This is a genomic window from Clostridium cavendishii DSM 21758 (genome assembly GCF_900141845.1).
Classification (GTDB): Bacteria; Bacillota; Clostridia; order Clostridiales; family Clostridiaceae; genus Clostridium_AG; species Clostridium_AG cavendishii.
Genome location: NZ_FQZB01000013.1, coordinates 103,973 through 124,217, shown reverse-complemented (window position 1 = coordinate 124,217; position 20,245 = coordinate 103,973). Strand labels below are relative to the sequence as shown.

17 protein-coding genes and 1 other annotated feature are annotated in these 20,245 nt (G+C 28.3%); of the genes, 13 read left to right on the top strand and 4 right to left on the bottom strand.

The window, feature by feature from the left end; all coding sequences use genetic code 11:
• The first annotated feature begins 66 nt into the window (after nt 1–66).
• The 5 genes from BUB01_RS15465 to BUB01_RS15445 all read left to right on the top strand — a co-directional run bounded on the left by BUB01_RS15465 (nt 67) and on the right by BUB01_RS15445 (nt 7,045).
• Nucleotides 67–1,779 (top strand): triple tyrosine motif-containing protein, encoded by a 1,713-nt coding sequence (locus BUB01_RS15465; RefSeq protein WP_072989898.1) that lies wholly within the window; start codon nt 67–69, stop codon nt 1,777–1,779.
• A gap of 170 nt (nt 1,780–1,949) precedes the next feature.
• Nucleotides 1,950–2,186, top strand: coding sequence for a hypothetical protein (locus BUB01_RS15460; RefSeq protein ID WP_072989896.1), 237 nt, complete (start codon nt 1,950–1,952; stop codon nt 2,184–2,186).
• Between the two features lie 297 nt (nt 2,187–2,483).
• Entirely contained in the window at nt 2,484–4,265 is a 1,782-nt protein-coding gene (locus BUB01_RS15455; RefSeq protein ID WP_072989894.1) for a dockerin type I domain-containing protein, read from the top strand.
• Between the two features lie 170 nt (nt 4,266–4,435).
• Nucleotides 4,436–6,352 (top strand): ABC-F family ATP-binding cassette domain-containing protein, encoded by a 1,917-nt coding sequence (locus BUB01_RS15450; RefSeq protein ID WP_072989891.1) that lies wholly within the window; start codon nt 4,436–4,438, stop codon nt 6,350–6,352.
• A 75-nt stretch (nt 6,353–6,427) separates the two neighbouring features.
• Nucleotides 6,428–7,045: a DUF1643 domain-containing protein gene (locus BUB01_RS15445; RefSeq protein ID WP_072989889.1), complete on the top strand. Its 618-nt coding sequence runs from the start codon at nt 6,428–6,430 to the stop codon at nt 7,043–7,045.
• Nucleotides 7,046–7,134: 89 nt separating this feature from the next.
• Here the strand turns inward: BUB01_RS15445 and BUB01_RS15440 are convergent, their stop codons facing one another.
• Both BUB01_RS15440 and BUB01_RS15435 read right to left on the bottom strand, forming a co-directional pair.
• A complete protein-coding gene (locus BUB01_RS15440; RefSeq protein ID WP_072989886.1) occupies nt 7,135–7,362 on the bottom strand; it encodes a (2Fe-2S)-binding protein in 228 nt (75 codons plus the stop codon).
• Nucleotides 7,363–7,480: 118 nt separating this feature from the next.
• Nucleotides 7,481–8,038 (bottom strand): hypothetical protein, encoded by a 558-nt coding sequence (locus tag BUB01_RS15435; RefSeq protein ID WP_072989882.1) that lies wholly within the window; start codon nt 8,036–8,038, stop codon nt 7,481–7,483.
• A 174-nt stretch (nt 8,039–8,212) separates the two neighbouring features.
• Nucleotides 8,213–8,457, top strand: a binding site (T-box leader).
• 110 nt (nt 8,458–8,567) lie between these two features.
• On the opposite strand from BUB01_RS15435, the gene ileS reads away from it, so the two are divergent.
• Nucleotides 8,568–11,675 carry an isoleucine--tRNA ligase gene (ileS, locus tag BUB01_RS15430; protein ID WP_072989879.1) on the top strand — a complete coding sequence of 1,036 codons (3,108 nt, stop codon included), beginning with the start codon at nt 8,568–8,570 and terminating at the stop codon, nt 11,673–11,675.
• A gap of 532 nt (nt 11,676–12,207) precedes the next feature.
• On the top strand, nt 12,208–13,599 hold the full coding sequence (locus BUB01_RS15425) for a sodium-dependent transporter (protein WP_072989874.1): 1,392 nt from the start codon (nt 12,208–12,210) through the stop codon (nt 13,597–13,599).
• 183 nt (nt 13,600–13,782) lie between these two features.
• Here the strand turns inward: BUB01_RS15425 and BUB01_RS15420 are convergent, their stop codons facing one another.
• Nucleotides 13,783–14,091 (bottom strand): rhodanese-like domain-containing protein, encoded by a 309-nt coding sequence (locus BUB01_RS15420; protein WP_072989870.1) that lies wholly within the window; start codon nt 14,089–14,091, stop codon nt 13,783–13,785.
• A 435-nt stretch (nt 14,092–14,526) separates the two neighbouring features.
• Here BUB01_RS15420 and BUB01_RS15415 point away from each other — a divergent pair, with 435 nt between their 5' ends.
• The 4 genes from BUB01_RS15415 (at nt 14,527) to BUB01_RS15400 (ending at nt 18,441) form a co-directional block, all read left to right on the top strand.
• Entirely contained in the window at nt 14,527–15,525 is a 999-nt protein-coding gene (locus BUB01_RS15415; protein WP_072989867.1) for a LacI family DNA-binding transcriptional regulator, read from the top strand.
• A gap of 155 nt (nt 15,526–15,680) precedes the next feature.
• Nucleotides 15,681–16,379, top strand: a complete 699-nt coding sequence (locus BUB01_RS15410) for a M48 family metallopeptidase (RefSeq protein WP_072989864.1) — start codon at nt 15,681–15,683, stop codon at nt 16,377–16,379.
• A 173-nt stretch (nt 16,380–16,552) separates the two neighbouring features.
• Nucleotides 16,553–17,011 carry a MarR family winged helix-turn-helix transcriptional regulator gene (locus tag BUB01_RS15405; protein WP_242958418.1) on the top strand — a complete coding sequence of 153 codons (459 nt, stop codon included), beginning with the start codon at nt 16,553–16,555 and terminating at the stop codon, nt 17,009–17,011.
• 50 nt (nt 17,012–17,061) lie between these two features.
• Complete coding sequence (locus BUB01_RS15400) at nt 17,062–18,441, top strand: MATE family efflux transporter (protein ID WP_072989858.1); 1,380 nt, start codon at nt 17,062–17,064, stop codon at nt 18,439–18,441.
• Nucleotides 18,442–18,485: 44 nt separating this feature from the next.
• Here the strand turns inward: BUB01_RS15400 and BUB01_RS15395 are convergent, their stop codons facing one another.
• Nucleotides 18,486–18,671, bottom strand: coding sequence for a hypothetical protein (locus tag BUB01_RS15395; protein WP_072989854.1), 186 nt, complete (start codon nt 18,669–18,671; stop codon nt 18,486–18,488).
• 153 nt (nt 18,672–18,824) lie between these two features.
• Between BUB01_RS15395 and BUB01_RS15390 the strand changes: the two genes are divergently transcribed.
• Together BUB01_RS15390 and BUB01_RS15385 are read left to right on the top strand one after the other, a co-directional pair.
• Nucleotides 18,825–19,400, top strand: coding sequence for a nucleoside recognition domain-containing protein (locus BUB01_RS15390; protein ID WP_072989850.1), 576 nt, complete (start codon nt 18,825–18,827; stop codon nt 19,398–19,400).
• 11 nt (nt 19,401–19,411) lie between these two features.
• A complete protein-coding gene (locus BUB01_RS15385; RefSeq protein WP_072989846.1) occupies nt 19,412–19,942 on the top strand; it encodes a spore maturation protein in 531 nt (176 codons plus the stop codon).
• Nucleotides 19,943–20,245: the final 303 nt, after the last annotated feature.

The following is a 20,245-nucleotide window of genomic DNA, read 5'->3' as shown; positions in this document are numbered from 1 at the left end:
AAAATAATCTTCAATTGGATTTGTAAAGATATAGAATATTACTAAAGCTGAAAAGGGGGGAGTCCTTTGAACCTTAGGAAAAAAGTTAACTTATTTATATTAATTTTAATTATTACTTTTTTTATTAAAGGCATTGAAGTATTCGCGCTTAGTGTTAATATTAATAGTCTGAATGTTAGCAAGCAATCTGCAAAGGTTGGAGAAACAGTGAATATTAGTGCTATTGGAAGTGGAAGTAAAAATTTGCTTTATAAGTTCTCCATATATGATGGAGCAACGTGGTATGTGCTCCAAGATTATTCAAGTAGAAGTACTACTACTTGGAAGCCTTATAGGGCATCTACTTCAAAAATAAAGGTTGAAATAAAGGATAGATATTCACCGGGAAATTATAGCTATAAGCAGCTAGACTATGAAGTTTATAGTAATGTAAAAGCATCTAGTATAACCACTAGCCTGAATACACCTCAATTAGTTAATAAAGATATAAAATTCACTACAAATACTAATTTAACTAAAGGTGTGCTTTATAAGTATTCAGTTTTTGATGGACAAGCATGGATGGTTGTTAGAGACTATACTTATGATAAATCTTATACATGGAAGCCTACTAAAGCTGGAGATTATAAGATTAAGGTAGATATTAAAGAAGCAAATTCAAAAAGGTATCCAGATACATCAATACAAACAAGCTTTCAAATAGCTAATCCACCGCAAATACAGCAGCTTTCAAGCAATGTTGTATCACCAAGAAAGATTGGAAATACTATAGTCTTTAATACTAAAGCTATATATGGCACGTCAACTTTATATAGATATTGGATAAATGATGGTACTCAGTGGAGTATGTCTAGAGATTATTCAATTGATGCTAATTATACTTGGATTCCATCTAAAGAGGGAAATTATAAAATTAAAGTAGATGTGAAGGATAAAAATTCTTTAAATCAGGTAGATAGTTCTAAAGAAATGTCATTTCAAGTATTAAAGTATGGAGTAATAACTTATATTAATACTAATTTGACTCTTGATGTTTTTTTAAATAGTCAAATGAATTTAAATTCACCAGCTCAAGCCTGGAGTAGTGGAGATTGGATTAATGCTAGTAAAGATCAAGTTCAATACTATTTAAATCCTAATAACTTTATAACTGATTATGGAATAAATCAATTCTTAAAATTAAATTATATGGATGGTATAACAGTACAAGATTTAAATACAGTATTAATAGGGAAAGGTGTTCTACAGGGAAAAGGACAAGCTTTTTTAGATGCAGGAAAATTATATAATATAAATCCTGTGTATTTATTAGCACATTCACTTTTAGAAACTGGAAATGGAACGTCCACACTAGCTACAGGAATTACTTTAAGTTCAATACATGAAACTTTTGGAGATATAAACTCTAAAATAGTTCCCTTAAGTAATCCGACTAAAGTATATAATGTTTATGGTTATGGAGCTTATGACTCTAATCCAAATTTATGGGGCTCAGAAAAGGCGTATAGAGAGGGATGGTTTAGTGTAGAACAAGCTATTATAGGTGGAGCTAAATATATATCTAAAAACTATATAAATAATTCAACCTATAATCAAAATACACTATACAAAATGAGATGGGATTTAACTACATTATCTAAAAATCCAACTACGCCATATGCTCATCAATATGCAACAGATATAGGTTGGGCTTATAAACAGTCTCAAACAATTAAAAATATCATAAGTAAAATGAATAATTCTATGTTTTACTATGAGGTGCCTAAATTCATTCAATAATTTGTTTTAAATATCGATAAAGGATGTCCTTATAATTAGGGCATCTTTTTCATATTAAGTAAGAAAATCAATAGAATTCTTCTTTGTGTAGTTAGGCAAAAAGATGAAGTAATAAAATCAAAATTTTTAGTAATACTAATTATGAATATAATCTGTTAGGAGGATTTGTTATGGTATGGGATAAAATAAAGGAAATGAATCTTTATGATAAAATAAGTGATGACTTAAAACAAATAAGTTCTCACGATTCAGAAGTTGTAGAAAGATATATAACAGATACTGATGGCTTAAAGGAAATAAAGAGTTTTATGCGTCAAGGGTGGGATTCAAGTCGTATAGGGCAACAACTTGGATTAACTATAAATCAAGTTGATATAATAAAAGAACTTTTGGGGAAATTAAATTAAATAAAAATTAGAAAAGTACTGTAAGTTAAAATATACAGTACTTTCTTTATTTTTTATGTGAAATGCATAATATAAAAAGCATAGATGATTTTTAATAGGTTATAAATTAGTTGATTATTTTATTAAAGTTTAAGAAGTTGTTGTACAATACATGGCTGTGATGGTATATTTAGTATGTAATGTATTTTTATAGTTTAGTGTGAATATTAATTAGACTCTATATGGTTTGCGAATCTTAAAAAGTAATAAATCATAGAAGGTTTAATAATATATTATGATTAAAAGGGGGAAATAGAAATGAAGAAAAAAATTATTGGTCTTATTTCAATAGTATTTTTTGTTGTTAGTATATTAGTGAACGAAAATATTTTAATAGCTAGCTCAACGACGAGGAATCAAGAGATTAGTGCGAAAGAAGAAACTTTACAAAAGACTACAGTCATTAATAGAGAAAACGTATTAAAAGAAAATAAAGGAACTTCAGATAAAGCAGAGACAAGCTCCTTTACTATAAGCTTAGATACTAAGACTAGTTATGAAGTTACTAATACTATTTCACAAACGCTTACTATTAAGAGAAAGAGTGACTATTTAAATGATTATAGGTATGAGTATATTGAATATGATGAAGAGGGTAATATTGTTAATAGCGGTAACAATAGATATGAGGATTTAGAAATTAGCCCTAATAAAAAAGTTAGAATATCAGCAACAAACGAAAAATGTGAATTATATATTCCTAATGAACTTATGAAATCAACAAAAAAAGTTGATTCACCAACTTTTCAACAGTTATACATAGAAAAAGGTGAGACTTATGAATTTGTAAATAAAAACAATAATGGTAAGGAATTGAGATTTAAAAATGACTGGGGTTGGAGAACTGGTCTAATATATTCGATAATTTATTATAATAAGTATAATGATGTGGAAAAAATGGAATATTCTTCAGTGGGTGATATAGTTATTGGAGAAGGAAAGAAAGTAAAGTTAACCGTTGAGTCAGGCGCAGAGCCAATGTTAGTGCATATTCCATATGAATTTAAAGATTGCTATAAAAAAGTTTCTATACCTAACTTCACCTCATTTATAGCAGAAAAAGGGGAAACTTATGAATTTACAAATGAGTTTTGTGATAATATTGAAATAATTCCGACTTCAAGTGGTGAAAAATGTAGTTATGATTATATTAGTTATGATGAATATGGAGATATAAGACATATGGGTTATAATGAAGACAGGAGTATTTATGTTAGTAAGTATGATAAGACAAAAGTGACGTTTGAATCAAAAGCGATAATTCATGTTCCATATGAATTTAAGGATTCTTATAAAAAAGTATCTACACCTACTTTTGAAAAAATTAATTTAACTTCAGATAGTTCATATTTAATTACTAATTATGATAAAGAAAAAATAGAAATACTATCATCTACTAAACTTGGTGGAGATGAAACGTTAGATTATATATATTATAACGAATCTGGAGGAGAGTATTATTTTAGACAGCAATATGATAATTATAAAATATATAAAAATCAGAAAATGAAAGTTTCACTTGGTAGTGGAAAATCAGCTACATTATATTTACCATACGAATTTAGAGATAAGTATAAAAAAATTCAAACACCAATATTCTTTAAAGAAACAGTTACCTCAGAGAAGGCATATGAAATTAAAAATTCTACAAATTCTAAAATAAGCATATTTAATGATGCATTTCAATCAGGAGCTAAGTTTAATATTGTTACATACAAAGATGAAGTGAAAGTTTGGGATTATGAAAAGTGTGAATTTAATTCAATAAGCCTTAATCCAGGAGAAAGGGCTGTAATAAATGTTTTAGGTAGAAAGTCAATTAACTTTTATGTACCATATGAGCTTAAGATGCCACAAAGTGCTGATAAGATAGAAGATATAAATGGAGATGGAAAAGTAGATATACTTGACCTTGAGGCTGTTGCTGATTGTTATGGATTTAATGATATAAGTAATGAGTTTAAAGAAAGATGTGATCTTACAGGTGATAAAATTATAGATATTTATGATATAGTAAGTGTTGCAAGAAAAATTAAATAAATTTCTTATAAATAATTAAAAAGTTTGAGTTTTTTTATAGGAAGCAATAATTCCTAATTGCAAAGGTAATATATATTTTTGTTGCAATTAGGAATTCTTTTATATATGTAAGCATAATTTTTTATGTTATTATTGATAGTATAAAAGTCTATAAGAAAAGGATGAGTAATATGAATTTAGTAACTTTAGAAAATATAAGTAAAAGCTATTCAGAAAAGAAGCTTGTTAATAATATATCTCTTGGAATAAACGATGGTGAAAAAATTGGGATAATAGGAGTAAATGGTACTGGTAAATCTACATTTTTAAAGATAATCGCAGGATTAGAAGAGCCAGATGAAGGAAATATAACAAAGGGAAATAGAGTTAGAATAGAGTATCTTCATCAAAATCCAAGTTTTGATGATAATAAAACTGTTTTAGAGCAGATTTTTAATGGTTCGTCAGTTGAGATTACCTTACTTAGAGAATATGAAGAAGTGCTTGAAAGTATAGCTCATAATCATGAAGATGAAAACTTACAAAAACGTCTTTTGGTTTTACAAGGGAAAATAGATGCATTAAATCTTTGGGACCTAGAAAGCGAAGCTAAAATAATACTAACAAAGTTAGGTGTAAATGATTTTGGGGCTAAGGTAGGTAAGCTTTCAGGTGGGCAGAGAAAGAGAATAGCCCTTGCGACAGCTCTTATAACTCCTTGTGAACTTTTAATCCTAGATGAGCCTACAAACCATCTAGATAACGAAACTATAAATTGGCTTGAGGAATATCTAAATAAGAGAAAAGGTTCCTTACTTATGATAACTCATGATAGATATTTTTTAGATAGAGTAACTAATAGAATACTAGAATTAGATAGAGGAAATCTTTATAGCTATGATGGAAACTATTCAATGTTTTTAGAAAAGAAAATGGAAAGAATGCAAATAGCTGAAGCAAGTGAAGTTAAAAGACAAAACTTAATAAGAAAAGAGCTTGCTTGGGTAAGAAGAGGGGCTAAAGCTAGAACTACTAAACAAAAGGCAAGGCTTGATAGATTTGATGAATTAGTGAATCAAGAAGGTTTAGCTTCAAATGATAATGTAGAAATATCAGTTATGAGCACTAGATTAGGTAAGAAGGTAATAGAGCTTAATAGTATAAGTAAGAGCTTTGGAGAAAAGAGATTAATTGATCATTTTAGTTATATAGTTCTTCGTAATGATAGAGTTGGAATAGTAGGAGAAAATGGAGTAGGTAAATCGACACTTATTAAGATTTTAGAAGGTAAGTTAGAGCCAGATTCAGGTTATATTGAAAAAGGCGAAACTGTTAAGATAGGATGTTTTTCGCAAGAAAGTAGTCATATGGATGAGGACATGAGAGCTATAGAATATATAAGAGAGGCAGCTGAATATATCCCAACTGCGACAGGAGAGAAAATAACAGCATCTCAAATGTGTGAGAAATTCTTGTTTGATGGAACTATGCAATGGACACCTATAGGTAAATTATCAGGCGGAGAAAAAAGAAGACTACATCTTTTAAGGATTTTAATGGAGGCTCCAAATGTACTACTATTAGATGAACCTACTAATGATTTAGATATAGAGACTTTGAAAATTTTAGAGGATTATTTAGATGATTTTAATGGTGCAGTTATAACAGTATCACATGATAGATATTTCTTAGATAGAGTATGTAATAAAATATTCCACTATAAAGGTAATGGTGATATTAAAGAATATACAGGAAATTATAGTGATTTTTTAGAACATTCTAAAGAGGAAATTGTTAATAACCCTAATATTACAGTGGATAAAAATAAAGTTTCTGTGGATAAAAATGAAAAAATAAGAGAGAAGAAATTAAAATTTTCTTATAAAGAAGAAAAAGAGTATGAAACAATAGAAGCTGATATAGAAGCGTTAGAAAATAAAATAGCAGATATAGAAAAAGCTATAGAAAAATCATCAACTGATTTCACTAAACTTCAACAGTTAGTAGCTGAAAAAGAAGAAGTAGAAGCGGAATTAGAGCATAAATTTGAAAGATGGGACTACTTAAATGACCTTGCTGAAAAAATAGAAGCTGCAAAAAATAAATAAAAAAAGAATATAATCCTCTTTTACTAAATATCTATTATTAAAGATATAAGGATTTTAGGAAAAGGGGATATTTTAATGCAAAAAACAAGTTATCCTAATTTTGTAAGAAGAAAGCATATAGATAAAGTTATAAATTTTAAAGAGGAAAGGGTGTTTAAGCTATCTATACCTATAAGCAAGAAGGGGAAGGAATCTATACTTATAATAAGCAGAGCACCAAAGCCATGTAGTGATCAAGGTGGTAGTAAAATGATTAGTAGAGCACTTAAGTATATAAATGATAATAAAGAGAGCTTTAAAAATATATATAAGGTTTGCTTTGTATACATTTTTCCTATTCTAGAATACGACAGTCACACACTAGAAAACGTTTTAAAAGAGAAAGGTGAGAAATTTTTAACGGGAGAAGATGGGATCAATATAGATGGGGGGAAGGTTGAGAATAGTCAAATTATTAGTGAAGAAATAAAAGCATCTGATTATATAATATTTGCTTGGGGAGAACCTCCTAAAGCTTTGAGTGAGCTATATAATGTTAAAATAGAAGAAATATTAAAGAATTTTAAACTAGCAAAAATGAATACGAATAATGTAAAGAAGGCATATATAGTAGGCGATCTTACTAAAAAAGGCTACGCTAAGCATTGTCTAAGTTGGAGTTCAAAATATGAGTTAGTAGAATATGAACTATAAAGTTTCATATAATTACTTAAAAAAAACACCTGCTTAGCAGGTGTTTAAGATAGGGAGATACAATGTGGACTATATAGCAATAAGGGGAATTATTGCCATTCGTCATTTTGATATGCATCTATCAATTCTTGAATCTTAGGAGTACATCTTCTACCTTTACAGCCACCTGTGCAAGAGCCTGTTGCTTTACTAACGTCAGCTACAGTCAAAGCGCCTTTTCGTATAGAATCTTTAATTCTAGAACGAGGAATTGCTTTGCAAAGGCAAACCTTGGTAAGTTTATCTAGTACTTCTTGATTTAAATTATTATTTTCCATACTGATTTCCTCCATTTTAGAAATAGTATGATTTACTAAAGGGGATCGGAATAATTAATTCCTTGATTTAATTAAAACACAAATGATAAAAGAAGTCAATACTAAATAATAAAAATTATTATTTAGTTTCTTTAGGATATAGATCTGTAATTAATGGTTGAACTATTTTCAAGTCTCTTTTTGAAAGTATTGAGCTTATTTTTTCCTTTTTACTATTTTTTATGTAATAAATGACTAAGGATCTATTAAAAGTTGAAGTATTAAATTCATAAGAGTATGTTGTGTTCCAGGGTATAAAATCTTGCTTTAAGAATCCTTTAAAAATAGAAACAGGTAAGATTCCTTTTTCAGTAATACAAAACTTCCTTTGAGAAAAAATTACAATAGATAAACATAATAAACTGAAAAAAGAAGTTATACTAGAGTGAGTTAAAGAGTGTAAGATACTATCCATAATTATAAATATAGAATTTACAGATAAAAGAATACAAAAAACAATACACCAAATAAATTGTGATTTATTATAATTGCAATAAAAGGTTTTTCCATAGTTTTCTTCACATTTAGATTTAAGAGCATTTATTTGACTTTTAACATTTATTAAATTAAAGATTAGAAATATAGTTATCCCTATAGAAAGTAAGTTGATTAACAAAGTTATAAAATAATTAAACATAATAATCCTCCTAAGTTTAATATGAGTTTATAGTATTTTTTGTAATCAAAGAAAATTTATTTGTAAAATTAAAGCTTATAAAAATTATAAGCTTAGAAGCCTTAATAAACAAGTAATGTATAATATTTCAATTGTTATTGACATTTAAAAATCATTAATATATAATTTTGTTAAATAAAGACTATGATTAGGAAAAGTACTTGTTTTGATATCTAAAGAGAGTAGTTGTTTGGTGCAAAGCTATGATTAGAAGTAAGGAAAATCACCTATGAGTTGGAGGCTGAAGTTCTAGTAAGCTTATCCCGTTAGCCTGCGTTAAAGGATAGAGTATGTTTGTACTCGAAATTACGACTACCCATGTTTTAATAGGGGTAGGGTATAACCTTAGGTGGTATAGCGAATGTAACTTCGTCCTTTAGGATGGAGTTTTTTTTATATTCTAATATATATTATCTAAGCAAGGTATTTTATATATTTTAAAGGCAATAATTAAACTATTGAAATACAAAAAGTGAAAGGGGAAAAAACCATGTATAAGAAGTATGACTCAACGAAGAAATTTGTTGATTTAGAAAAAGACGTAAGAGAACTTTGGAAACAAAAAGATGTAATCAAAAAGAATTTTAATGCAAACCCAGATGGAGAGTATTTTACCTTCTTCGATGGACCTCCAACAGCTAATGGTAAGCCACACGTAGGTCATGTTTTAACAAGAGTTATGAAGGATATAATTCCAAGATATAAAGTAATGCAAGGATATAAGGTTATAAGAAAAGCAGGTTGGGATACTCATGGACTTCCAGTTGAACTTGAAATAGAAAAGAAATTGGGCATTTCAGGTAAGGAACAAATAGAAGAACATGGTGTTGAAGACTTTGTTAAACAATGTAAAGACTCAGTTTTCACATATGTTAACATGTGGGAAGATATGACTAATAAGGTTGGATACTGGGTTGACATGGAGAATCCATATGTAACTTATCACAACCCATACATTGAATCAGTATGGTGGGCTTTAAAACAAATGTGGGATAAGGATTTACTATACAAAGGTCATAAGGTTATGCCTTACTGCCCTAGATGTGGAACTTCTCTTTCTTCGCATGAAGTTGCTCAAGGATATAAAGATGTAAAAGATAATACTGCAGTAGTTAAATTCAAGGTTAAAGGTGAAGAAAACAAATATATATTAGCATGGACAACAACTCCATGGACTTTACCATCAAACTTAGCTTTAACTATAAACAAAGCTTATGACTATGTAGAAGTTCTTTGTAACGAAGAGCGCTATATATTAGCTAAAGAATTAGCTCCAAAAGTATTAGGAGAAGATTATGAAATAGTTAAAGAGTTCAAAGGTGAAGAACTTTTAGGTACTGAATATGAACAATTATTTAAATTTGAAAAACCAGAAGGTAAAGCATTTGTAGTAATACATGGAGATTTCGTTACTTTATCAGATGGTACAGGAGTAGTTCATACAGCTCCTGCTTATGGTGAAGATGATAGTCTTGTATGTAAGAAGAATGATATAGCATTCTTAAACTTAGTAGATGCTGAAGGTAAATTTGTAGATTCGGTTACGCCTTGGGCTGGATTATTTGTTAAAAAAGCAGATGAGAAGATAATAGCTTATATGAAAGAACATAATATGCTATTCAAATCAGAAAAGCATACTCACTCATACCCTCACTGCTGGAGATGTGATACACCACTTCTTTACTATCCAAAAGCAAGCTGGTTTGTAAGAATGACATCTTTAAGAGATAAATTAATAGAAAATAATAATAAGATAAACTGGTATCCAGACAACATAAGAACAGGAAGATTTGGTAAGTTCTTAGAAGGAGTTATTGACTGGGGAATATCAAGAGATAGGTATTGGGGAACTCCACTTCCAATTTGGGAATGTGAATGTGGTCACAGAGAGCTTATAGGAAGTATAGCAGAACTTAAAGAAAAAGGAATAAATGTTCCAGATGATATAGAATTACACAAACCTTATATAGATAAAGTTAAGCTAAAATGTTCTTGTTGTGGAAAAGAAATGACTAGAACAGCAGAAGTTATTGACTGTTGGTTTGACTCAGGTTCAATGCCATTTGCTCAACATCACTATCCATTTGAAAACAAAGAATTATTTGAAGCTAATTTTCCAGGACAATTCATATCAGAAGCTGTAGATCAAACAAGAGGATGGTTCTATACATTACTTGCTATATCAACAGCTATATTTGATAAGAATCCATTTGAAAATTGCATAGTTTTGGGTCATGTTCTTGATAAGAAGGGCTTAAAAATGTCAAAATCAAAGGGAAATGTTGTATCTCCAGATGAAGTTATAGAATCTGCTGGAGCAGATGCTACAAGATGGCATTTCTATACTTCAAGTGCACCATGGATACCTACAAGACTTTCTAAAGAAGATGTAGAAGAAACTCAAAGAAAGTTCTTAAGTACTTTATGGAATGTATTTAATTTCTATGTTTTATATGCAGAGTTAGATAAATTCGATGCTACTAAATATAGTGATTTTGAATCAGAAAATGTAATGGATAAGTGGATAATATCTAAATTAAATACTTTAGTGATTGAAGTTGCAGATCACTTAGAAAACTACAGAATAACTCAAGGTGCTTTAGCTTTAGATGCATTCGTAGATGAATTATCTAACTGGTATGTAAGAAGTAACAGAGCTAGATTCTGGACTACAGAACTTAACGATGACAAGATAGGAGCATATACAACTTTATATAGAGTTTTAGTAACTTTAAGTAAGATATCAGCTCCATTTGTACCATTTATGAGTGAGCTTATATATCAAAGCTTAGTAGTAGGATTAGATGAAAATGCTATAGAAAGTGTTCATTTATGTAAATGGCCACAAGCTGAAAGTTCTTTAGTTAATAAAGAATTAGAAAAAGAAATGGACTTAGCATACACAATAGTTAAGCTTGGAAGAAGTGCAAGAAATGCTGCTAATATTAAGAATAGACAGCCACTTTTAGAAATGCTAGTATCAACAGATGCTATTCCAGCATACTATGGCGAAATAATAAAAACAGAATTAAATATAAAAGAAGTTTTATTTGGAGCTGACATTTCAAAATATGTTAATTTTGAAATAAAACCTAACCTTCCTGTACTTGGAAAGGCTTATGGTAAGTTAATACCTGGAATAAGAAAAGAAATAGCATCTAAAAATCAAATGGAATTGGCCGCTAAAATCCAAAGTGGTGAAAGCGTGGTTATAAATGTTAATGATACTGAAATAGAACTTAACAAAGAAAACTTGCTAATCACAATGCAAGGTCTTGAAGGTTATGCTTTTGCTAGTGAAGGTTCAGTTGGAGCTGTGCTAGAAACAACTATAACTGATGAACTAAGAGAAGAAGGTCATGTAAGAGAGATAATATCTAAAATTCAAAACATGAGAAAAGAAAGTGGTTTTGAGGTTGCAGATAAAATAAAATTATATGTAGCTAATAATGCTATGTTAGAAACTATAGTTAAAAAGTTCGAAGATGTTATAAAAAGAGAAACTTTAACAACAGAGATTATTTATAATTCAGAAGTTAATTATACTGAATGTATGATTAATGGAGAAAGTCTAAATTTAGCAGTAGAAAGAATGTAATTAATTTTGAATAGATAAGAGGCAGTGTACTTCACTGCCTCTTATTTTTTGCGATTTTGTAGTTTAAATTCTGCTTGTATTTAATAAAAATTGAAAAATAAATAATTTAAAATAGAAAAATAAAAAAATTAATAAAGAAAATTAAGATATTTTGTCAAAATATGAAATTTTATTAACCCTATATTATAGTTATAAATTTCATGATATAAATATTAATGGATTAAAAAAATAATATAGATAAATTCCAATAAAGATTATTCAAAAATCAAATTTGCTTTAACTCATAATTTATCATAAGTAAAAATCTAAATTTTAATTTAGTTATTTTAATTTACTTATATGAATGTAAATGAGTAGTAGTTTCATTTTATTAAGTCTTTTATGGAACTTATAAAATCAAATTAAATAGTATATATGATTTTAATTAGCTATTTTTAACTAAAAATGTTTAGTTGCTATTATTTGTTAGTAAATTTGTTTTTTATATAGGATATTAATTAGAACATATATATTTAAGAGAGGAAATTAAGACATGAGTAAACCACAAAATAAAGAGGGATTTTCTTCAGCATTAACCATATTTTTTGCTACATTAGGTTCAGCAATAGGTCTGGGGAATATATGGAAATTTCCGTATCTAACAGGTGTTAATGGGGGAGCGGCATTTATAATTATTTATTTAGGTTTTGTACTTATATTAGGTATTCCATTAATGCTTGCAGAATTCTACATAGGAAGGAGCACAGGCTCTAATCCAATAGGTGCTTTTGATAAAATAAAAGATAGTAAATGGCCTAAAGCAAATAAAATTTTTAAAGTATCAGGTGTATTTACTATGATTACTTCTATGTTTGTTATGTTCTACTACAGTGCAGTAGCCGGATGGGTATATTCATATCTATTTAAGGCTATAAAAGGAGATTTTAATGTTTTAGCTACAATGAATGTATCAGATGCTGTTAACTTTACTAAGACAAGCTTTACACAAACAGTATCTGATGGAAAGGTAGCTGTGTTTTGGCAATTTGTAGTTCTTCTTATAGTTACAATTGTTTTAGCAAAGGGGGTACAAAAAGGTATAGAGAAGGTTACATCTACTTTAATGCCAGTACTTCTAGTTCTTATAGTTGTTTGTGATGTTAGAGCATTAATGTTATCAAAAGCTGGTGAAGGTATAAGTTTTTTAATGAAACCTGACTTTTCAAAAGTATCAACAGATATGATATTAACAGCTATGGGGCTAGCATTCTTTAAATTAGCAATAGCAATGGGTGTGCTAATTGTGTTTTCTGGTTATTATAAAAAAGATACTAATTTAATAGGGATATCATTTAAGGTAGCTATATCTGATGTGGTTATATCAATAATGGCTGGACTTGCTATATTTCCAGTAGTATTTGAATTTGGACTTAACCCAAGCGAAGGAGCAGGGCTTTTATTCCAAAGTATACCGTTATCTTTTGCAAAGCTTCCGATGGGAAATATACTTTTAATAGCCTTTTTCTTATTAACAGCAATAGCAGCAACAACAGCTATGATATCATTATCAGAAGTACCTGTAAGATTTTTATCACAACAATTTAATATAAGTAGAAAGCTTTCAGTAATAATCAGTACTTCAATTATGTTTTTAATAGGAGCTCTTACAGTACATCCTAGTTCTATATTTGGTGGAGTAAGAATCTTCAACAAAAACTTATTTGATTTCTTTGATTTTACGACATCTAATGTATTAATACCAATAACAGGACTTTTAACAGCAATATTTGTAGGATATGTAATTAATAAAAAAAGCTTCGTAAATGAAATAACAAATGAAGGTGCTTTAGCAAAATATAAAGGCTTTGTAAATTTTGTTCTATTTTCATTAAAGGTGTTATGTCCTATACTTATAATTTTAATTTTTATAAGTTCATTTAAGTGAGAATATAAATTTTAATTTAGTTAATAGAGTTTACTTTGAAAGTATGCTTATACTAACAATAATGAATAGGCTTTTTATTAATAATTAAAAAAATAAAAAAGCGGTATAGTATTTATTGTACTATACCGCTAACTAATTTAAAAAAATTTTCTTATGAGCATTTCTTTTCTACAAATCTATTTTTTAAGTTTCAAATTCATATGTCCAGGCTGCAAAGCCATTAGCCATGTTATAAAGATCAGTAAACCCATTATCTTCGAGAATAATAGAGGCTTGATAGCTTCTGCCACCTCTTTGGCAATAAACGAGTACTGGAGTATTTTCATACTGTGCAATTTCATCTATTTTAAGTGGTAAAATAGCTAATGGAATATTAGTACTTTTAGGTAAATGTCCATCTGAATACTCTTCTATAGTACGAACGTCTAATATAAGAGCATTAGGGTTTTCATGTATAAAATTATAGGCTTCTTTTATAGTTAAATTTTTCATTGAAGGCCTCCGTTAAATAAATTTTATATTTATAGCAAATAATATAAATATGCATAAATAAACTTAATATTTATATTTTAGTATACGATATAAATATTATAGTATTCTCAAAAAAGTTTTGTCAATAAAGACAATTTAAAGAAGAAAAATGGAAAATAATAAAATTAATACAAAATATTGAAAACTTTACAGTAATTCTTTATAATTAAATAAAGAAAACGTTTCATGGGAGTTTTGTTAATTTGAATTTTATAATAAACTACAAAAAGTAGCAAAAAAGGAACAAAAAAAGTCAAAATTCTTGTATTAATCACTAGGAAACATTATAATATTAAAATGCTAGTATTATAGGCGTATAAAAGTTTATTAGTGATTACTTGGTTAATTAATAATAAGATGATTAAAATATATAATTTAGAAGAGGAGTGATAGTGTATGGCTACGTCAATTAAGGATGTTGCAAAAGAAGCAGGAGTATCTATTGCTACAGTATCAAGAGTGTTAAATGATATAGATGTAGTAAACGAAGAAACTAAGAAAAAGGTATTAGATGCGATAAAAAAGCTTGGATATAGACCTAACATAGTTGCAAGAAGTTTAAAAACACAAAGAACTAGAACTGTAGGTATATTAATTCCAGATATATCAAATCAATTTTACCCAGAAATAGTAAGAGGAGCAGAGGATGTTGCTAATATTTATGATTACAATGTAATGCTTTGTAACTCAGATTTTGACCCAGAAAAAGAAAAAGAATACTTAAGAGTTTTAAAAGAAAAAATGGTTGATGGCGTACTATATATGAGTTCATCATTAAGTGATGAAATTGTAGGTCTTATAAATGAATTAGATTTAAAAACCGTGTTAGTAGAGACAAAAGATAAAGAAGGTATATTTCCAAGTGTAACTATAGATAATGTTGCAGCATCTTATGATGCAACTAAACATCTAATAGAGAATGGATTAAAGAAAATAGGATTTATAGGAATAGATAAAGAAGCAGAAAATGCTTGGGGAAAAAGATATGAAGGCTATGAAAAGGCTATGCTAGAAAATGGACTTCAAATAGATGAAAATTTAGTATGCTTTAATGGACTAAAAGTCAAAGCAGGGCATAAAGGTGTTAAAGAAATGCTTCAAAAGAATGTTAAGCCAGAAGCTATCTTCTGTGCATCAGATGAAGTTGCTATGGGGGCTATAAATGCATTAAGAGAAAGAGGATTAAGAGTTCCTGAGGATGTTAGCGTAATAGGGTTTAATGATATAGATTTAGCTCAAGTTTTCTATCCAAAGTTAACAACAGTAGCGCAACCTATGTACGATATGGGGTCTGTGGCTATGAGAATGTTAATCAAGTTAATAAATCAAAAAACATTAGAAACTGGTCATTATATGCTTCCATATGATTTAATAAAAAGAGATAGTTCAAAATAATATAAACTGCCATGAAAATGGCAGTTTTTTAATATAGCAAACTATTAGTGGTATGCTGAGTTATATAAATACTTTACATTTTTATGAAGAAGTACAATTACAATAGAATTTATAAAAGTAATTTTTTATAACTATAAATTAGGAGTAATAAAATAATGGAGTATAAACTTATAAGAAGTAAAAGAAAGAGTATAGGTATAAAAATTTCCTTAGAAAAAGGTATAGAAGTAAGAGCGCCATTAAAAGCCAGTGAAAGAAGTATAAATAAAGTTATAATGGACAATAAATTATGGATAGCAGAAACTTGGGAGAAACTTTTAAAAGAAGAACGAGGTAAAAAAGTTATAAAATATGAAGAAGGTAATAAACTGTTCTTGTTCGGGAAATTGTTACCTATAGAAATAAGAGTTGGTAGTAATAATAAACTTAACTGTGAAAGAGATAAATTTATATTTACATTAGTAGAAGAAATAATTAGAGACCAGAAAACGAAAGAAATAATATGTAGAGATCTATTTGAAAATTTTTTGAGAAATACGGCAAAAACTTATTTAATAGATAGGACTATAGCTTTAGCAAAGATGTACAATTTTACTGTAAATAATATAAGAATCAAAAAGGTAAAAACTAGATGGGGAAGTTGTTCAAGTAAAAACAATATAAATTTGAACTTGAAATTGATAATGGCAGATAAAAAAGCTATTGATTATGTTATAATTCATGAGTTATGTCATACTAAAGAATTAAACCATTCAAAAAGATTTTGGACATTAGTGGAGGATTTAATACCGGATTATAAGGAACAACAAAAGTATTTAAAAGAAGTTAATAGTTATTTTAATGTTTTGGATTAATATGTTAATATAGTTTATAATAAGCCTTTGTTTTGGATATGAAACTTTTTAATTTAAAAAAATAATAATAAAATATACTAATAAACTTAGAATATATTTATATGAAAAATAGTTGCGTATGCAACTATTTTTTCATATAATAATAAAGTAAGAATTAAGAAAGGATGATTTTTTTGTCAGCAGATAATATTAAATGCGAAGCTCTAGGGAAATATATATCTATAGTTTATAGGCAAGGAAATGCATTTTTAACAAAGAAATTTAGTAAATATAACTTAAGTTCTGGGCAATATATGTTTCTAATACAGCTTTATGCAAAGGATGGATTGAGCCAAGAGGAATTAAGCTATAAGCTAAATATAGACAAAGGAACAACAGCAAGGGCAATTCAAAAATTAGAGCAAGAGGGATATATAATAAGAATTAAAGACGAAAAGGATAAAAGAACAAATAGAATATATTTAACCGAAAAGGCTAAAGAAATTAGAATAGGATTTTTTGATATATTAATAAATTGGAATAATATATTAACTAGTGGCCTTACGGAAGATGAAGTAGAAATTGCTATTATGTTAATGAAAAAAATAGCATATAATAATTTAAATGAAACTCCTACTCATATTGATTCATAGATGTAAATTCAAATTATAGAATTTAAGATTTTAATTTAAGGAGGGATAATATGGATAAACAAAAGAGACTTGGAGAAGAAAAAGTAAGTTCATTGTTAGTTACGTTTTCAGTACCAGCAATAATAGGGATGTTAGTTAATGCATTTTATAATATAGTAGATAGAATGTTTATAGGACATATACCAGAAATAGGGAAACTTGCTATTACAGGTGTTGGAATAACAATGCCTATCATGACTATTATGATGGGTTTTGGTATGCTTGTGGGAATAGGTACAGCTGCTGTAATATCTATAAAACTTGGACAAGGAAAGAAAGATGAAGCTGAAGAAATTTTAGGAAATGCCTTTACGCTTCTAATTATATTTAGCGTTATAATAACTATTTTAGGACTTTTATTTGTAGATAACATATTAGTTGCTTTTGGAGCAAGTTCAGATACTATTGTTTATGCTAAAGAGTTTATAACAATAATATTTATAGGAACAATTGTTAATATGGTGAGTTTTGGACTTAACCATTCTATAAGATCAGAAGGAAATCCAGGAGTTGCAATGGCAACTATGCTTATAGGAGCTATTTTAAATGTGATTTTAGAACCTATATTCATATTTGTTTTAGGACTTGGAGTTAGAGGAGGAGCTATAGCAACAGTAATATCACAGATGGTAGCTACTGTATGGATATTAAGATATTTTACTAAAGGAGATTCATTTTTGAAGCTTAAAGTTTCGAATATGAAATTAAAAAAGGAATATGTTAAAAGTATATTTGCTATAGGAATTTCACCTTTTGCGATACAAGTTGCAGCTAGTGCTGTGCAAGTAGTGTCGAATAATTCATTGAGAATTTATGGTGGGGATTTGGCTATTGGAGCAATGACTGTAATATCTTCTGTAGCTATGATATTCTTAATGCCTATATTTGGTCTTAATCAAGGTTCACAGCCTATAATAGGTTATAATTATGGTGCGATGAAATATGATAGAGTTAAAGATACTGTAAAATATGGAGTTATTGCTGCTACTACAGTAGTAGTTATAGGTTTTATAGTAATTCACCTTTTTCCGCAAGCTATAATAAAGATGTTTAATAGTGATGAACAGCTTATAGAAATTGGGGTAAAAGGGTTAAAGATATTTTTATTTATGATGCCTGTAATTGGATTTCAAATAATAAGTGCAAACTTTTTCCAATCCATAGGGAAGGCGAAAATATCAATATTTTTGAGTCTTTTAAGACAAGTAATAATATTGATACCTATGCTAATAATACTTCCTAAATTTTTAGGACTTACTGGAGTTTGGTTATCAGGTCCAATAGCTGATTTTACATCATCAGTTATAACAGGAGTATTTTTATTTAGAGAATTTAATAAGCTTACAAATCTTCAGAACCAAAAAGAATCAAAAAGTGAATTAGCAATATAAGAAAGACATGTTATCACAATAAAATGTGATAACATGTCTTTTTATTATAGTATTCCTTCACTTTTTAAAATATCTTCTAAAGCTTGAACTTTTTCAGTTAAAGTTAAAAATTTTTCTTTTAAAATTTCTTTTGGTAAATCTTCTTTATCCATATAAGTTTCCAAAGATTCTACTGCTTTTAGTGCTTCCTCAACATCTTGTTGAGCTAATTTAAGATTATCTTCATTCATTGTCAAAATCTCCTTTAGTATGTTAATTAGTACGATAATTTTAAAAAAATTTGGAAAATTTAAATTAAACAATCTATAGATTTATGTTAACACTACTAAAGCTAGCTTGCAAGACATATATTGTATAGAAAATGTAAAAAAGGAGAGATATGAATGATTAATTACATATGGTTTATACTTTTAGTATTTGGCATATTAGTAGGGATCTTTACAGGTAATGGTGAGGCTATATCCAAAGCAATAATAGATTCAACATCATCTACAACCAATTTGATACTTGGTCTTATGGGAATAATGTGTTTTTGGTGTGGAACAATGAAAGTTGCAGAAAAGAGTGGATTAACTTCTAAGCTAGCAAAGGTATTAACTCCAATTTTGAAGCTTCTATTTAGAGATGCATCTAAGAGTGAAAAGGCTATGGGAGCTATAGTTATGAATCTAACTGCAAATATGTTAGGTTTATCAAATGCAGCAACACCATTTGGAATAAAGGCTATGGAAGAATTAGACAAGCTTAATCCACAAAAAGGGCGAGCATCTAATGATATGGCTCTATTTTTGGTTATGAATGCAGCTTGTATTCAGATATTACCTTCTACAATTATATCTATAAGGGCAGCAGAAGGATCTAATAATCCAGGAATCATTATAATTCCAGCTATGATAGCTACAGCTACAGCAGCTACTGTTGGTATTTTATGCTCAAAGATACTTCAAAGATATTTTTAGGGAGGACAAGCATGTTTAATTATTTATTAAAAAGTATTATACCTATAATTTTTCTTGTAATTATAATCTATGGAATGTTTGCTGGTAGAAAGGTATATGAATGGTTTGTAGAGGGCGCTAAAGAAGGACTTAAAGTATGTTATAGGATATTTCCATATCTTTTATCTATGATAATAGCAATAAGAATTTTTAAAGAAGCTAAGCTTTTAGATTTACTAAATTCGATATTAGCACCAATAGTAGGCTTGATAGGTCTTCCTAAAGAACTTGTACCACTTATATTAATAAAGCCACTTTCAGGCAGTGGAGCGCTTGGAGTATATACCGAAATATTAAAGCAATATGGTACTGATACTAAGATAGGTCTCATAGCATCTGTTATAATGGGAACTACAGAAACTATATTTTATACGATAACTGTTTATTTTGGAGCTGTAGGAATTAAAAAGATAAGACATACTTTATGGGCTGCTATTTTTGCAGACTTAGCAGCTATAATAATGTCTGTAACAATTATTGGGATATTCTTAAGAAGTTCTTAAGGTTTTTTTAATAATTATATGCTACTATAAAAGAGAGATAAGACAAATCTCTCTTTTATAAATGAAAAATATAAAATTAGTTATGTTTACAAATAAAAAATGACATTTTGGGTTTAAAAACGTATAATTCAAAGATTTACTATAAATAAATTTAGAGATTCGTATTAAACTATATAATAAGGAAATGAAATTGTTACAAATTTATTACAATTTCGAAATTAACGGAACTTTTTTCACTTTAGATACGTCTAATAAGTAGAGAGGTATTTAATAAAAATATTAAATTTAAAAGTTAGGAGGAGA

Coding starts and splice junctions, on each gene's coding strand:
- BUB01_RS15445 (WP_072989889.1), top strand. CDS start 6,428: ATGCAAAAAACAAGTTATCCTAATTTTGTAAGAAGAAAGCATATAGAT.
- BUB01_RS15440 (WP_072989886.1), bottom strand. CDS start 7,362: ATGGAAAATAATAATTTAAATCAAGAAGTACTAGATAAACTTACCAAG.
- BUB01_RS15425 (WP_072989874.1), top strand. CDS start 12,208: ATGAGTAAACCACAAAATAAAGAGGGATTTTCTTCAGCATTAACCATA.
- BUB01_RS15420 (WP_072989870.1), bottom strand. CDS start 14,091: ATGAAAAATTTAACTATAAAAGAAGCCTATAATTTTATACATGAAAAC.
- BUB01_RS15435 (WP_072989882.1), bottom strand. CDS start 8,038: ATGTTTAATTATTTTATAACTTTGTTAATCAACTTACTTTCTATAGGG.
- BUB01_RS15460 (WP_072989896.1), top strand. CDS start 1,950: ATGGTATGGGATAAAATAAAGGAAATGAATCTTTATGATAAAATAAGT.
- BUB01_RS15415 (WP_072989867.1), top strand. CDS start 14,527: ATGGCTACGTCAATTAAGGATGTTGCAAAAGAAGCAGGAGTATCTATT.
- BUB01_RS15390 (WP_072989850.1), top strand. CDS start 18,825: ATGATTAATTACATATGGTTTATACTTTTAGTATTTGGCATATTAGTA.
- BUB01_RS15410 (WP_072989864.1), top strand. CDS start 15,681: ATGGAGTATAAACTTATAAGAAGTAAAAGAAAGAGTATAGGTATAAAA.
- BUB01_RS15395 (WP_072989854.1), bottom strand. CDS start 18,671: ATGAATGAAGATAATCTTAAATTAGCTCAACAAGATGTTGAGGAAGCA.
- ileS (WP_072989879.1), top strand. CDS start 8,568: ATGTATAAGAAGTATGACTCAACGAAGAAATTTGTTGATTTAGAAAAA.
- BUB01_RS15385 (WP_072989846.1), top strand. CDS start 19,412: ATGTTTAATTATTTATTAAAAAGTATTATACCTATAATTTTTCTTGTA.
- BUB01_RS15450 (WP_072989891.1), top strand. CDS start 4,436: ATGAATTTAGTAACTTTAGAAAATATAAGTAAAAGCTATTCAGAAAAG.
- BUB01_RS15455 (WP_072989894.1), top strand. CDS start 2,484: ATGAAGAAAAAAATTATTGGTCTTATTTCAATAGTATTTTTTGTTGTT.
- BUB01_RS15400 (WP_072989858.1), top strand. CDS start 17,062: ATGGATAAACAAAAGAGACTTGGAGAAGAAAAAGTAAGTTCATTGTTA.